Origin of the sequence: Lysinibacillus sp. FSL K6-3209 (genome assembly GCF_037976175.1) — a bacterium.
GTDB lineage: Bacteria > Bacillota > Bacilli > Bacillales_A > Planococcaceae > Lysinibacillus > Lysinibacillus sphaericus_D.
Genome location: NZ_CP150264.1, coordinates 3,661,599 through 3,676,371 on the forward strand (window position 1 = coordinate 3,661,599; position 14,773 = coordinate 3,676,371).

The following is a 14,773-nucleotide window of genomic DNA, read 5'->3' on the forward strand; positions in this document are numbered from 1 at the left end:
TTAAGCCGCAACATGTCGCACTTAGCGCATGTAGCGGCTTTTTTTTAGTGCCTGTCACCCACACAATTTTATTGATTTAATACTTTTCCCTGAGCACTCACTATTTTAATGTCATATGTACTCTTCTGAGATTGCTCATTTCGGTTTTGAAAATTAATTATTTCATAAACTGTCTCTTCCATCTCCAGCGCTAATTTTTGCGCGTCTTTCTCAGAACTATCTATTGTCGTTTGGATAGTAATGAAAGACTGGTGATCCGTCGTTACATGTTTGAATACTGTATAACTTTCAAGACTTTCCACAATCGTTTTAATAAAATTGGATACCCCATTATCGAGATTGATATCCTCTTCATCCTGTGAGGTTAGTTCCCAGCGTTCAAAAACAAGCGTATAGTCCATAAATGGAGAGTTTGCTATCACACTTTTGGCAATCGGTTCCATATCCTTTGTTACCAAATTAAAGTAATCTTCGTCCGCAACAACTTGTAACACCAATTCTTTCTTTGGTGTCGTTTTCACATCTACTCCAACATAGATTGCACGCAACTTATCTTTCAATGTAGCCATACTTAATTGTTCTTGACTAATGAATGAATCCTGCCCCTCATTATTTTTTAAAGTATCATCTGCTAAAAGCCTATCGACAAAGTTAAAAGTAACTATAGTCACTAGTAACACACCAACAATCATTACTATCTTTCTCACCGTGCATTCCCCCTAATTAGAAGGTATGACATAGAAAACATAAAAAATGCCATCATCCACACGATGTTTCTTGTTAATTTGCATTCTTTCATTACTTTAAAAAAAGTTCTTGAGAAACATTTTTAATCATATTACCTTAGCTAAAGAAGGAGGACGATACAATGAAAATCACAATCGAAGAATTACCCGCTTCAAAAATTGCCTTTTTTAGAAACGTTGGTGAATATGGTGAACGACAAAACAAAGGGTTAATGGAGTCTTTTAAACAATGGGCACATTTAAATGACTTGTTGAATCAATCAGCCATATTCGGCATAGCGCAAGATAATCCCGAAATAACTCCTAAAGAGCAATGTCGATATGATGTGGGCATAATGATTCATGAAAAGTTCCATGTGTCAAAACCTGCACATGTTGGTACATTTAGTGGCGGGAAATATGCTGTTTTCTTGCTCGACCATACTAAAGAAGCAATCAGCACATTTTGGAGCACTGTCTTTTCAGAAATCGAACAACATCAGCTAATCATGAGACAAGAACCAATAATTGAAAGATATACATCGCAAATGATTGATAATCATTTATGCGAAATATTAGTTCCGGTTCAGTAAAGTATTCGAATTGACTTCTCGGGGTCAACGTTAATGCAAAATAAGAGGTTGGGACATAACTAAACAAATTTAAGGAACAGAGGAAAGATGTTCATAAATTTTTGCTATTATAGGAACTTAGCAATTCTTGCTTTTGCAAAAATAAAAAATTAGAAGTGTTCACTAGTTGTTGATAGCGAAGGCGGTGACTCCTGCTCAGAACGCCCACACCGTAAGACGCGGCCAACAACAGCGCAGCAAAAAAGTGTTAGATTGAACCTAATCAATCTAACACTTTTTGTACATTTTATTAATTTACATTTTGCAAAATTTTACCGTCATTCATTTTAATGACTTGATCTGTATACATAAGCATTTCTTCATCATGTGTAACCATTAACGTCGTGATATTTAATGATTTAGTAAGATTTCGAATTAACTCCATTACGTCCTTCGATCGTGTCGAATCCAGACTTGCTGTTGGCTCATCCGCAAAGAGCACTTTCGGTTTATGAATAATCGCTCGGGCAATAGCAACTCGCTGCTTCTCCCCACCTGATAATGAAGAAGGATAGGCATTTTTACGATGATCCATCCCTACTAAATTTAAAATACGCTCTACCTCTCTTTGCTGCTCGTGTTTCTTTAATGGCGATTCAGAAACTTCCAACATCAGCAGAAGCTGTTCTTCTACCGTAAGAAACGGCACTAAATGTGCAAATTGAAAGACAAAGCCAAATTTACTTGCCCGTACTTGACGAACTTGATCTGCACTCAATGTCGTCATGTTTTTCCCTTCAAAGATTACCTGCCCATCGGTTGTAGGTTGCAAACCTGCTGCAATCGTTAGTAGTGTACTTTTACCAGAACCTGAAGCGCCCACTAATGCTGTTACTTCTCCTTCTTTCAGGGTCAGGTTAATGCCTTTTAATATTTCTTCCTGCACTTCACCATTTGTAAACGTTTTTCTAACATTCTCCATTGTAAATTGTGTCATATTAGACCTCTCCTTGTTGTATCGCTTGTAATGGTTGAATTTTTTTAATTTGGATACCAGAAATAGTAGCTCCGATAAATCCAATAATAAGGAATACAATCGACAATTGTGTTATTGTAGCAAAACTTAAACTAAATGGCATTCCTTGTGGTGCAAACTGATTAAAAACTTGGCTTAGTGTAATTGATAGCACCAGAGAAATCGCAGTAATCACAATCATTTGCGTCCAAATCATTTTGAATAACTTACTTGTTTTTAAACCAATTGCTTTTAAAATACCATATAAGCCAATCTTCTGAACGTTCATCATATAGAAAAAGATTGCAAACAGCATGCCACTAATGACAACTAAAAACCAGACAATCATATTAAGAGACATTTGTTCTGCGCTATAACTCGGAATCGTATTTAAAAAATCACTTTTTGAAAAAGCTTGTAATCCTGTGTACGCTTGTGAGGCATCTCCATCTGGTGTAAACACTAATTGCATTTCTTTAACTCGATAAATTTCTTGGTAATCTTCCATACTAATATAGGCTACTGGCGCATGGCTATATTTCTTTTGTTCAACAAAATCTTTTACAATAAACTTGCCACTAAACTGATTGTTTGTTACTGTATCGCCTATCTGTATACCTTTATCCTTTAATGAGCTATCTAAAATAATTTCTTCATGTTTAACATTTGCAAATAACGGCGAGTCGGTAGCTGTTACAAATGCCACGCTTTGCTGCTTCCCTGCCTTATCATTAATAAAGCCCATTTGAATAGAAAAGGCGACAGCATCTTTTTGTTTGCTTAAAATTTCATCTTGGGTACTGCTATCTATTCTAGAAAGATTATATGTTTCATCTGCATCTTCGTTCATGTAAAACTGCCCCGCTGGTAAATCTTTAATAAGCGCAGCATTGTCTTGCGATAATCCATTTGCCAAACCCGAAATAATAAAGGTTAATAAACTCACCAGAAAAACAATCGAACCTAAAATCACAAATCGTACTTTATTTTTCTTCATTTCTTTTAAAGCCAGGTTCATTTTAAACCCCTCCTATTTCTTTTTACATTCTTAGAATAAAGAGTCAACATGAACACAACATGAACTGAACATGAACGGAAGATGAACTAAACATTACAGTTGAACATCGCTGCCGCTTCCTACTCAAACAAACATAAAAAACCTTCTACGCATAATGACGTAGAAGATTTTTTAAATGGGGATGGAAGCTCGTTTACCGCAGTAAAGCTAAACGGCTAGAATAACGCTCCTAAAAGAATCGTTACAAGTAATGTTTTTGAATTACTCGCATTAATTTATTGGCATTTTCTTCACTAATTGAGAACATCGTTTGTCTAAAGTTAAAACCTTGTCCACAAATAGTTTTCATTTCTGAAGCGCTTAACGGACGCTTTAATATACAAAAATCTTGTAAAGGTGTATTTGTCTCTGCATTAGCATAGCCATTATAATCTTGCTTGTTATATTTACCCGAACCTTTTCCGTATCCTACAATTCCAGCGCCGCTTTTATAAAGGAATACAATATCGCCCTTTTGAATCTTTTCTATTTTTTCTTGCCATCCTTTATGATAAGCCGCTGCTTTCATTCCAGTTAACATTTCGTCTGTCGTTAGTGGATTATTGTTATGATTCGTGTTTAAAACGTAGGCGCTACTCTCATATTCTAAATAACTTTCAATTGGAGAATACATATTAAACTCAATATAATGTTCACCATTCACTTCAAATATCCAGTAGACAATGGCATCAATAGTCAAACCGTTCTTCTTCCAATAAATAATTGCTTCTACCGTTTGTTGGTCTAAGCCATTTGTCATCACAATGAAATGTTGTTTATTATTAAACATCTCTTGGGTAATTTGATTACTTGCGTCTTTACCAAAATACTCTTTATGAGCATCCATTAACGATATATTGCCTTGGCTATATTTAAGGTATTTTTCATTGAGCTCATCGTAACTACTATTGCCGAATAATTGACCATATCTTAATACTTGTAACAAATTCTCTTGATTTGAACCCCATCTTTTCAATTCAAATATGTATAAATCGCCATCTTTATCAACAGCTAAAATATCGGGTTCTTCTTGTCTTGGACGCTCGTTAAATATTGTCATTAAATCTTTACTAGAAATAAAATCTTGCAGATGGTTAGATACTAACCTTTCTAAATCCTTTTCTTTCCAGCCAATCGCATCAAGACTCACTCTTTTAACCTTTTCATAATCCCATGAGGACTTATTTAATTTATATAACATGTAGACCATTTCCTTTCATTAATAGTATCAAATATATTATTCCACCTATTGTAAATATTTTCAATATCAGTACCCATGACATAAGTAGTTTACAGATAAACCATCTTTCTCTTACTAAAGTCTTTTACACATAACAATCGAACCACCATTAAATGACATTATTTTTCACCCCATAAAAAAACTCGCCCATTTTACCCGAATTAAAGGTGGTAAAATATAGTGCGAATTGTACTTTGGCAATAATTTTCCTTATGCTATTCTTTATTGTAGAAAATTTAATAGGCAAACCTAAAGAAATTTAGGGACGCAAAGCTATAGGGACTAAGGTTTTAAATAACTATGTCTGCCAGTTGCCGAAGAGTACATACTACTTTTTGTTTAGTAAGGACGTAACATACAACCCACAGAATATAATTTATAAAAGGCATTTTTCTGTATGTGGGATTTTTTATGATTGCCTTATTTGAAATAAAGCTACTCTTTTTTGAGTAGCTTTTTTATGTACTCTGTAGGAAAAATGCATAAGGAGGAATATAGATGAAAGTAGTAAAGATTGTAACAGTGTCTGCCCTTGCTTTAAATTTAGTCGGTGGTCCAATGAATGTTTTAGCGGCTGAAAATCCAAATGGAGACATCATTAGAACTTCAACCGAAGCTCGTACTATTTATTCCATCGCTTCGGTGAAAAAATTTGAATTGTACGGAACAGATATTTTAAAAGCATACGATGACGTATTTAAAATGGCAAAATCAAACATTCAATCGATTACGAACAACGGCGGAAAATATGGAAGTTCTACTATAGATAAAGCGATTGATGGTGATATGAACAGCCATTGGGAAACAGGGAAACCAAATAGTACCTCCTTCACAAATGAAGTGATCATTCAGTTCCATGAAGCATCTACATTAAATCGAATTGTCTATGCAGCTCGTCAATCTTCTACAAAAGGGAAAGGCTTTGCACAGCAGTTTGAAATTTATAGCTCCACTACAGATACAGACGATGATTTTACACTCGTTTCATCAGGACAATATACAGGTTCTACAGGAGATATTGTCGAAATCCAATTCAACCCTACAAAATTTAAACGACTAAAATTTGTTTTTACGAAAGCAAATCAAGATTGGGCAAGTGCATCCGAGTTTCAATTTTATAAAGAAGATTCTGTCTCTGACAAAATGGCGACACTCTTTACAGATAATACAATGAGCGCTGTAAGTGACAAATTCAACACCATAGATGCTATCAATCAATTAGAAGTCGAAGCCCAAGGCCACCCCTTCTACGCACAATTCAAAGAAGATATTGACAATGCGAAAGCACTGCTAAGCAATGAAAAAATTACAGCGACCACTGCACTAACTTCGTCATTTAGCCATTATGCCAACGAAGCGTATTCAACGCGATTTAGAATGGATAAGGCTAACATCAAAGAAATTACCAACAATGGCGGACACTATGCGAGCGCCGTTATCAAAAATGCTATCGATGGCGATGTTCATACATATTGGGAAACAAATAGAAGCAACACAGCTACATTCTCAAATGAAGTAGAAGTTGAATTTATAGAACCTGTTACTTTAAATCGTATTATTTATGGAGCAAGACCTTCTGACCGTAAAGGCTTTGCCGAGGAATTTGAAATTTACGCTTCCCAAACATCAAAAGGCGATACCTATGAACTTGTGTCAACAGGTAAACACAATATGGTCGCAGGATTAGTAGAGGCAAAATTTGCAACGACGACATTTAAACGGGTGAAATTTAAATTCACTAAATCCAATCAAAATTGGGCAACGCTTTCTGAATTCGCCTTCTATAAAGAAGATGCATTAGACGATAAAATGGCGCAGTTATTTACTGACGGAACGATGAATACAGTTTCCCCTGCATTCAACAGCATCGAACATATTAACGCATTAGAAGAAGAAGCGAAAACACATCCACTATATGCTACTTATAAAGACAATATCGAATTAGCCAAAAAAATACTTAACGGTGAAGTGGTTACAGAAGGAAGAATTATAGTAGCCGAGCAACACGGGGATATGGTCAAACATGCCAATCAACAATTGAAATTCGGCTTCGGTAACAATTTACAACCAACTGGCCTTGCTGCCCAACCGGGTGATCAAATTACCGTTTACGTTGACGCATCATCAACTGGTCCGTTACCACGCTTGGCATTTTCACAACAAGAAGGTGCTTGGAATAGTTGGCGACAAGGTGTCAGCTTAAAAGTCGGTAAAAACGTCATTACTGTTCCTGCCATCCCTAAAACTTCTTATAATAAGAAGGCCGTTACACCTGGTGGCACAATCTATATTGAAAATCCTTATACAGCGGAACAGCAAGGTAAAGCACCGACCTTAAGATTCGAAGGTGTTGAGAGAATTCCATTTGCAACAAAGTCTACAAACGTAGAGGAGTTCAAACAATTTTTAATCGACTATAAGAAAAAAATTGATGAAGATATAGCGAAGCATCCAAATGTTGAAGATCGCAAAGTGCTTGATATTGTAGAAGTCGTTGGTGACCATTTATTTTGGACAGGTACTGCAACAGGTGCTTACAAAACCTATATAGAAAATGGCTACAGCCCGCTCCAAACCATTGAATCATATAATCGCCTTATGGACGAATTATTTAAATATTACGGTTTAGACGGACGTAGTGAAAAACATGATCCAAAACTAATAAGAGAAAACGTACGACTCGCACAGCCTTATGCGTACATGTATGCAGCTGGCGATCATATTGGCACACTCGATGATGTTGTGGCTGATATTTTAGTTCCGTTAGAAAAAAAAGGCGGTTCTTGGGGCCTTATCCATGAAATCGGTCACCGTATGGATATAGGTGTACGAACAATCGGCGAAGTAACAAACAATATGCTTCCACAGCATATGTCAGCACTTTACGGGAAAATCGATGGACGCATTCCATATGAAACGAACGTTTATAAAAACGTACTGAAAGAAAACACAAAAGATTATAACGATCAAGGTTTGTTTGAAAAACTAGCCGTTTACTGGCAACTTGAAATGTATAGCCCTGGCTATTGGGGAAAATTAAACGCTCTTTACCGCGAAAAAAATGTGACACTAACAGATGGTGAACGTTCTAAACAACAATACTTAGTCGAGTTTTCTTCTGAAGCTCTTGGTTTAGATTTAAGTGAACACTTTGCTCGTCATGGCTTTGTTGTAACGGACGAAACAAGAGCAAAAACAAGTAAGTATCCAAAACCAGATAAAAAAATATGGTATTTAAATAATAGCGCGGTCGACTATAAAGGGAATGGTTTGAAAGGAAAAGCAGTAAACGTAACATTGGCCTCAAACCAAGCTGCTAAAACAAATACGCTCTATTTATCCGTTGATAAAGAAAAGCAAGATGACTTTTTAGGTTATGAAATTTTTAGAGATAATGAATTAATCGGCTTTACAAGCACTCAACAATTTATCGATCAACATATCGATAGTACAAAAAATTACACGTACAAGGTTGTTGGCTATGATAAACAATTAAATACACTTCAACCAGTAGAAGTAAAGGCATTTACCCCTACCCTATCTATTGAAAATAAGGTTACAGTCAAGCTACATCAAACATTCGATCCAATGGATTATGTTAAAGCAATTTCCTATAATGGCAAAGATATCACGAATACGGTCGTTATTAAATCGAATACAGTGGATACGACAAAAAAAGGAATCTATGAAGTTGTCTATGAAATCAACGATGAAGGCATCCAAGAAACAAAAACTATGACTGTCAATGTCGTAAGTGATATGCAGTATATTTCTGATATGACAGCTACCTCTGCCAAAGTAGGTTGGGGTTCATTACAAAAAGATAAATCTGTTGCAGGTGACACTATTACGTTATTAAGACAAGGTGTTGAGGCAACGTATGCCAAAGGACTCGGTGCACACGCAAACTCAGAAATCGTATATAACATAGATGGTAAAGGCTTTACCTTCTTTGAAAGTTACATCGGTATTGATCAAGTTTCAAAAGGCAAAGCTTCATCTGCCACGTTTGAAGTTTGGGTCGATGGTGAGAAAAAATTTGCCAGTGATGTATTCAAAGCAAACACAGATCACGGCTACATCCATATCCCTGTTACAGGAGCAAAGGAAGTAAAGCTCATTACAACAGATGCCAATGATAGTGGTAATTCTTCAGACCATACGATTTGGGCTGATGCTAAGTTCGGTAAAGACTCGAGTCAACCTACTTTAACGCTACCTGAAGATTTGACGATGGTGAAATTAAACAGTGATTTCGATTTATTAAGCGATGTAACAGCAACTGATATCGAAGACGGTGATGTCAGTAATCAAATCCTAGTCACTGCCAACGATTTTAATACGAAGAAAACAGGTACTTACCAAGTCGACTATACCGTAACAGATAGTGATCACAATGTCGTCACTGCAACAAGAACTGTCTATGTTTATAGCGATGAAAAATTCGCCTCTGACATCGGTTGGCAATCGGCACAAACTGCATATAGTACCGTCAACAAAGACAAAGCATCATCAGGCGGTTCAATTAAAGTATTAACGAATGGTGAAGTAAAAACTTTTGCCAAAGGTATTGGTACGCATGCGAATTCTGAAATTGTTTACGATTTAACAGGCAAAAACTATGATTATTTCGAAACACTTGTTGGCATTGACCGCAACATAGCTGAAAACAATAACTCTAGCGTAACATTTAAAATACTTGCTGATGGACAAGAAGTATATAACAGCGGCGTGATGAAATATCAAACAGAAGCAAAATTAGTAAGAGTTCCACTTGCAGGTGTTAACGAGTTAAAACTGATTGCACATGACTCTGGCAATGGTAATGCATCCGATCACGCTAACTTTGCTGATGCTAAGTTCTATGTATCAAACGGGATGCCAGAACTAACAATTGCAAAATCAATCGCAACAAAAGTTGGAACACCTATTACCATGAACGATAGCTATGTGGCAACTGATGCTGAAGATGGCGATTTAACATCTCAAGTACAAGTAACGGGCTTAGATCAAGTAAACTTCGATCGCGCTGGTCGTTATGACATTACGTATACGGTTGTCGACAGTGATGGCAATAAAGTATCGAAAAAACGCATGATTTCAGTAGTTAACATGGATGATTATCATTACTTAACTGATTTTGAATGGCAATCTACACAAAACAGCTATACAGCACCATTAAAAGATGTTTCTATTAGTCATAATGCCATTCGCCTAACAGGTGATGATGGTCGTGAGAAAGCATACGAAAGAGGTATTGGCGCTCATTCAAATTCTACTATTATCTATGATTTAAGCGATAAAAATGCCGATTTCTTTACTGCCTTTGTTGGTGTAGACCGTCAAATGTACGGTACGGTTGGCTCTGTTACATTCCAAGTGTTTGTTGATGGAGAGAAGCAATTTGACAGTGGCTTGATGCAATCGCGAGACCCTCAACAATACATTGAAGTAAGCATTACAGGCGCCAAAGAACTAAAACTGGTCGTAACTGATGGCGGCAACGGCAACGGTTCAGACCATGCTTCATGGGGAGATACTAAATTACATTTCGCAAATGCAGAGCGCGTTTTTACACAAGCATTAACGCTAGCACTAGAGGATGCCAAAGCCATTCCTATAGAAAACTATACAGCGGAGTCCATTCAAGCATTACAAGCGAGTATAGCAAAAGCTGAGGAAGTACTTGCCAATCCTCAAGCAACTCAAGCACAAATCGATGAAGCATTAGAGGAATTAACACGCACTAAAGCTGCCCTTATCGCTATTGACTTTACTCAAATCATACCGATTGCAGATTACAATCTTAAACAGGCAATTCAGCAAACATTGGGACTGTCTGGGGAAATCACATTAGGTGATATGATTACACTAACAAGTCTACATGCACCCAATGCCCGTATTACAAATCTAGAAGGCTTACAATATGCTAAAAATTTAACATCACTCGATATTTCGGCGAATAGTATTACCGATTTCTCACCATTGCAAAGTCTAGGTCAATTAGATACTATCACTGCGCATCCACAAGTTGTGGAAGTATCAAGCTTAACAGGTCCAATAGCGACGGTTGAGAACTTAGTAAAAGGTTTGGATGGGCAATACTTAAACCCTTATCAAATCGGTCTAAGAAATACGAAAACTATGAAAGAAATCTACGTAGATGTGGAACTACTTACACCAAATACAGACCACTTTACAATCGACCTTTCATACGAAGAACAAGGCACATATATGCTCGTCATCGCTTATAAATTAAACGAAGACACACTGATCCAATTAACTTATTATGTAAAAAACTAAGCATTGTGCTGTAGATAAATAATCCTCTCTTATAAATAACGCCCACGGATTTTTCCGTGGGCGTTTTAGCTTATATACAGAGAACTGCACGTGGCATCGTTCAATAAACGCTAATTTGCGCTTCCAAATCCAACTCACTCATTTTAAAATACGTGGTGAATCGATTGGACAATGCCTCTGTTATTGTCTTACACTGTTCTTCATTCAGTGATTTGGCATAAATTAAGATCATCCCAATATTTTCGTTGTTGGGTTCCAACGGGTTCATCACGACATCTTCTTTCAAAATTAACGCATTGCTCATCGCAACAAAGTTTAACACCGTATTTTGCAACATTTTTCTTTCCCTTGGATTTAACCCCACAGTATCAATTATTTCGACCCTAACATAATTCATACTCTGCACCTCCATAAAATGCTGTAAAAAATTTATTTTTTATATTTTACTACTTTTATTTCAAACAGAAAATAATAGATTTTTAAATAAATGCGCATTAACCGAACCGTTTTTCCTAATAAAATGGATAACACTCATTAGTATAGTCCATATTTACGATTTTATTTAAATAGTATTTACTACTATAAATTATTTATTTAAAATGAAATTATCCTGATTAATTCAAAAAAAAGTAAGTTTTTTAATAATTTTTACTACTAAAATAGGCATACAATAATCATAAAATGATTAAAATGGATGAAGCACAACACGAAGGAGCATTTTCAATGAGTACTGATTTTTTAGAAGAAAAACTAAGAGAAACTTTCTCGTATTTACAATCAATAGAAGGTGTAAAGCCGGTCGACGATATAGTAGCGGCTTTAAACGACGCTACTATTTTTCCAGAAATTACAACATTAATACATAATTCAAAATTCGAATTAGTTTACTTATATGAAGAGCAACAAGTAATTTTAAAAACGATGACGAACGGCATTACGATTGATTCATCTTTTATGCAGGAAGTCCATTTAATCTATCAATATAAAGAAATGATTGAATGTATCCTAACGGGTATTATTGCAACCGATAAAATTAAAAACTATTCATTAAACTTACTTTCCCTAAAATATAGCGAATTAATTCAAAGTATTTAATAGTGATTAGTCCTATAAAGAAGAACCGATGAACGGGAAATTCGCTCATCGGTCCTTTAACTATTTTATTTTACAACATCACCTTGAATGGGCTCTAAACCATCCGCAAAACGAATGCGTAAAGATTGACAATTCAGAAAGTCTGGTGCGTCCATCACTTGAAAATGGATATGTGCCTCTGAGGAATTTCCTGAATTTCCGCAAAGCGCTATCACATCACCTTGTTTAACCGTATCTCCTTGTTGCACAAGACAAGAGTTCTTTTTTAAATGCGCTACCATACTATATTCATGATTGGTATGTTCGATAATAATTACATTTCCTGCTGGCTCCATTTCATACATTTCTCCAGGGATATTATCTTCTAGATGATTGACAACTTTAATTACCTTTCCATCTGCAGGTGCAGTAACTTCTTTATTAAAGGCATAATAGTTTTCATTGACGTTAGGAGAATCTTTAAAGGTCGAATCATTTTTCATGATCACCAAGTCATATGCAAATCTTTGTGCTTCATATGCGTAATGGTAATTGACAAACTCATTAACCCCTCCCCAAAATACAAACCACTCCTCTTTTATAGGCATTATATATGTATTTTGACTATACTTTTTATCGCTTTCTGGAAAAACCACATAAGGCTTAATTAACAAGCTATAAATAATATTACTTGAATCCATCGTTACCTGAATCGCTTTCTCTTGTCGATTATCCAACCAAACATATTGATGATAATGAGCGATTGTTGATTCATTAAATAACTCATAGTTTTGTACATTGGCATTAAAAGATTGAGCTAATTCATTAAATTGCTCATTCGAAACCATGTCTTGAAACGTTGCATGACATTGGTTATAAATTTCATCAAATCTTTCTTCCAAAAAAAACATCCCGAAATTTTGAGGTGTTACTTCACTTGAACTAATTCGCATTCTAAACATCCCCTTTACGCTGACTATATTACTTATACGTTTGATCGGATAATAAGTTTCAATATTTACCATTTCAAATTCAGGTAAAGGACTATGTACGCATCGCCATCAAAAAATCGCAGACAAAATAAACAAGCAAAAAGATTGTAAGTTTCTTGCTTGTTTTATAAAAGAAAACTAAACGCAGGACAAGCTCCCATTTTTCGCTCTCTCGTTATTCGAAAATCCATTCATATAAAATATCAGGTAAATTTTCTTCATTTTCATGCCCTCTACCGATCACCTTAAATCCGTGTTTTTCATAAAAACGTTGGGCTTTTTCATTTACTTCAAATGTATATAAAGTTAATTTTCCACTTGATTGGGCTTTCGCTCTATCCAACAATGTTTGCCCGATACCAAGCCCTTGATAGTTTATATGAATATACAGTTGACTTATTTCACTATCGTTATAGGCAATCATACCAACAACTGTTTCATCAATAATCGCTAACTCAATTTGAAACTGTTCTGGTAATAGATGATTTAAAAAGTACACATGATTTTCAACGCTATGCATTTCTTTCTGACCAATAGCCTGTTCCTTGCTATCTCGCCACATCGCTACTGTTTGCTCTGCAAATGCAGATTTGTACGGTATAATCATTATTTTTTGTTGCGTCATTATTGTGCCTCCTTTTTATAGAGATGGAATATGCTTATTCCACGGGAGATGCGCTGGAATCGGCATGTAATCTTGTGTTATCGCCACGAAATCCACAGGGAATCGTAATTTGGTACTTGCTAGGATTTAACATCTTACATATTTGCGTTTAAAGCCAATTCTGCCTTTCTCTACATCCTTTTGAATACTTTCATAAGCGTTGAGGAAACTACTTTTTTTATTATTCTTTTTAAGTTCTACAGGCCCTATCTGTTGTGCTGTAGCTAACGCTTTGTCGTGTAACGGGACATACGAGACCCCTACCGTATAGAGGAAATTATTCATAGCAGATTTTGTTCGTTCAGGTGAATCGTGAATCGCACTTTTCACCAATTCAAGCATATTAGCCATTTTACTTTCGGAAAATTCAACATCGGGACGATTTCCTAATAGCCAGCAGTAACAACTCCAGCCAGCAGACATTTTTAGTTCTTCCCCACTAGCAATCCATTTATCGGCAACCTGTTGCGCAATATCCGCTTCCGCCAACGTCACTGCCACCACATAATCAGACAACATATAAAAATACGCCCCATCAATCCAGCGCTCAAAATCCGACTCGGTCATAGCTTTTGGCTCCGCAATAATACCTGCAAAATACATTGCGTCATAATTTCCTGTGGCATAAAGCGCTTCCGCTAACGGTTGATTCAATTTGATTTTCTTAGCTATTGGCTTCATCGCCCCCGTAGCCACCCCAAAAAGTGGCTCCTGTGCACCATTTGACATATATATTTTTTTCGTACGCTCCTTACCAAGTGCTTCAAGCTCTTGCATCACCATTTCAACATTCATTTTCACTGCACTCTCCTTACGTTAGCATTGTTACAATTTTGCCCATCTTCAATTTATTTTCATTATGCTATATCACTAGGGCATTTGTCAGCTAGCTCTATATTGTAAAAAAAAGCATAATCCTTGCTTTTATTCCCTAGTGCCTATCAAAATTTCAGTTAAATAGATATTTTTTTGCTTTTTTAATAACTTTCTATTAATATCTCTATGTTACCTTTCTTCAACAAAGGGTATTTATATTAAATAAGTGCGGTTCTTTTTTAGTAATTTGGACAACATATTCAAGACAACACTCACAATTAATAAAGGTACTATGCGAAGGTAATTATCACATCA

Annotated in this window: 11 protein-coding genes and 1 riboswitch; of the genes, 3 read left to right on the forward strand and 8 right to left on the reverse strand. The window is 35.9% G+C overall.

Going from position 1 to position 14,773, the window contains the following annotated elements:
- Positions 1-68: 68 nt before the first annotated feature.
- Positions 69-707 carry a hypothetical protein gene (locus tag MHH88_RS17940; RefSeq protein WP_339259768.1) on the reverse strand — a complete coding sequence of 213 codons (639 nt, stop codon included), beginning with the start codon at positions 705-707 and terminating at the stop codon, positions 69-71.
- A gap of 161 nt (positions 708-868) precedes the next feature.
- On the opposite strand from MHH88_RS17940, the gene MHH88_RS17945 reads away from it, so the two are divergent.
- Positions 869-1,318, forward strand: a complete 450-nt coding sequence (locus MHH88_RS17945; protein WP_339259769.1) for a GyrI-like domain-containing protein — start codon at positions 869-871, stop codon at positions 1,316-1,318.
- A 289-nt stretch (positions 1,319-1,607) separates the two neighbouring features.
- Here MHH88_RS17945 and MHH88_RS17950 read toward each other — a convergent pair whose 3' ends face one another.
- The 3 genes from MHH88_RS17950 to MHH88_RS17960 all read right to left on the reverse strand — a co-directional run bounded on the left by MHH88_RS17950 (position 1,608) and on the right by MHH88_RS17960 (position 4,579).
- Entirely contained in the window at positions 1,608-2,294 is a 687-nt protein-coding gene (locus tag MHH88_RS17950) for an ABC transporter ATP-binding protein (RefSeq protein ID WP_339259770.1), read from the reverse strand.
- A gap of 1 nt (position 2,295) precedes the next feature.
- Positions 2,296-3,330, reverse strand: coding sequence for an ABC transporter permease (locus MHH88_RS17955; RefSeq protein WP_337982713.1), 1,035 nt, complete (start codon positions 3,328-3,330; stop codon positions 2,296-2,298).
- 241 nt (positions 3,331-3,571) lie between these two features.
- Complete coding sequence (locus tag MHH88_RS17960; protein WP_339259773.1) at positions 3,572-4,579, reverse strand: hypothetical protein; 1,008 nt, start codon at positions 4,577-4,579, stop codon at positions 3,572-3,574.
- Between the two features lie 262 nt (positions 4,580-4,841).
- Positions 4,842-4,928: riboswitch (cyclic di-GMP riboswitch) on the forward strand.
- A 179-nt stretch (positions 4,929-5,107) separates the two neighbouring features.
- On the opposite strand from MHH88_RS17960, the gene MHH88_RS17965 reads away from it, so the two are divergent.
- Positions 5,108-10,912, forward strand: a complete 5,805-nt coding sequence (locus tag MHH88_RS17965; RefSeq protein ID WP_339259775.1) for an NPCBM/NEW2 domain-containing protein — start codon at positions 5,108-5,110, stop codon at positions 10,910-10,912.
- A gap of 100 nt (positions 10,913-11,012) precedes the next feature.
- On the opposite strand, the gene MHH88_RS17970 is transcribed toward MHH88_RS17965, so the two are convergent.
- Positions 11,013-11,309, reverse strand: a complete 297-nt coding sequence (locus MHH88_RS17970) for a hypothetical protein (RefSeq protein WP_024364198.1) — start codon at positions 11,307-11,309, stop codon at positions 11,013-11,015.
- Between the two features lie 326 nt (positions 11,310-11,635).
- On the opposite strand from MHH88_RS17970, the gene MHH88_RS17975 reads away from it, so the two are divergent.
- On the forward strand, positions 11,636-12,007 hold the full coding sequence (locus tag MHH88_RS17975; RefSeq protein ID WP_025220440.1) for a hypothetical protein: 372 nt from the start codon (positions 11,636-11,638) through the stop codon (positions 12,005-12,007).
- Positions 12,008-12,072: 65 nt separating this feature from the next.
- On the opposite strand, the gene MHH88_RS17980 is transcribed toward MHH88_RS17975, so the two are convergent.
- The 3 genes from MHH88_RS17980 to MHH88_RS17990 form a co-directional block, all read right to left on the reverse strand.
- Positions 12,073-12,939: a M23 family metallopeptidase gene (locus MHH88_RS17980; protein WP_339259779.1), complete on the reverse strand. Its 867-nt coding sequence runs from the start codon at positions 12,937-12,939 to the stop codon at positions 12,073-12,075.
- Between the two features lie 214 nt (positions 12,940-13,153).
- Entirely contained in the window at positions 13,154-13,603 is a 450-nt protein-coding gene (locus MHH88_RS17985; RefSeq protein WP_339259781.1) for a GNAT family N-acetyltransferase, read from the reverse strand.
- Positions 13,604-13,729: 126 nt separating this feature from the next.
- The gene (locus MHH88_RS17990) at positions 13,730-14,437 is read right to left on the reverse strand and encodes a DNA alkylation repair protein (protein ID WP_339259783.1); all 708 of its coding nucleotides are present in this window, start codon (positions 14,435-14,437) and stop codon (positions 13,730-13,732) included.
- Positions 14,438-14,773 lie beyond the last annotated feature (336 nt).

What these genes read in the sequence shown, in the direction of transcription:
- MHH88_RS17945 (WP_339259769.1), top strand. Translation starts at nt 869, where the DNA reads ATGAAAATCACAATCGAAGAATTACCCGCTTCAAAAATTGCCTTTTTT.
- MHH88_RS17950 (WP_339259770.1), bottom strand. Translation starts at nt 2,294, where the DNA reads ATGACACAATTTACAATGGAGAATGTTAGAAAAACGTTTACAAATGGT.
- MHH88_RS17955 (WP_337982713.1), bottom strand. Translation starts at nt 3,330, where the DNA reads ATGAACCTGGCTTTAAAAGAAATGAAGAAAAATAAAGTACGATTTGTG.
- MHH88_RS17960 (WP_339259773.1), bottom strand. Translation starts at nt 4,579, where the DNA reads ATGGTCTACATGTTATATAAATTAAATAAGTCCTCATGGGATTATGAA.
- MHH88_RS17965 (WP_339259775.1), top strand. Translation starts at nt 5,108, where the DNA reads ATGAAAGTAGTAAAGATTGTAACAGTGTCTGCCCTTGCTTTAAATTTA.
- MHH88_RS17970 (WP_024364198.1), bottom strand. Translation starts at nt 11,309, where the DNA reads ATGAATTATGTTAGGGTCGAAATAATTGATACTGTGGGGTTAAATCCA.
- MHH88_RS17975 (WP_025220440.1), top strand. Translation starts at nt 11,636, where the DNA reads ATGAGTACTGATTTTTTAGAAGAAAAACTAAGAGAAACTTTCTCGTAT.
- MHH88_RS17980 (WP_339259779.1), bottom strand. Translation starts at nt 12,939, where the DNA reads ATGCGAATTAGTTCAAGTGAAGTAACACCTCAAAATTTCGGGATGTTT.
- MHH88_RS17985 (WP_339259781.1), bottom strand. Translation starts at nt 13,603, where the DNA reads ATGACGCAACAAAAAATAATGATTATACCGTACAAATCTGCATTTGCA.
- MHH88_RS17990 (WP_339259783.1), bottom strand. Translation starts at nt 14,437, where the DNA reads ATGAATGTTGAAATGGTGATGCAAGAGCTTGAAGCACTTGGTAAGGAG.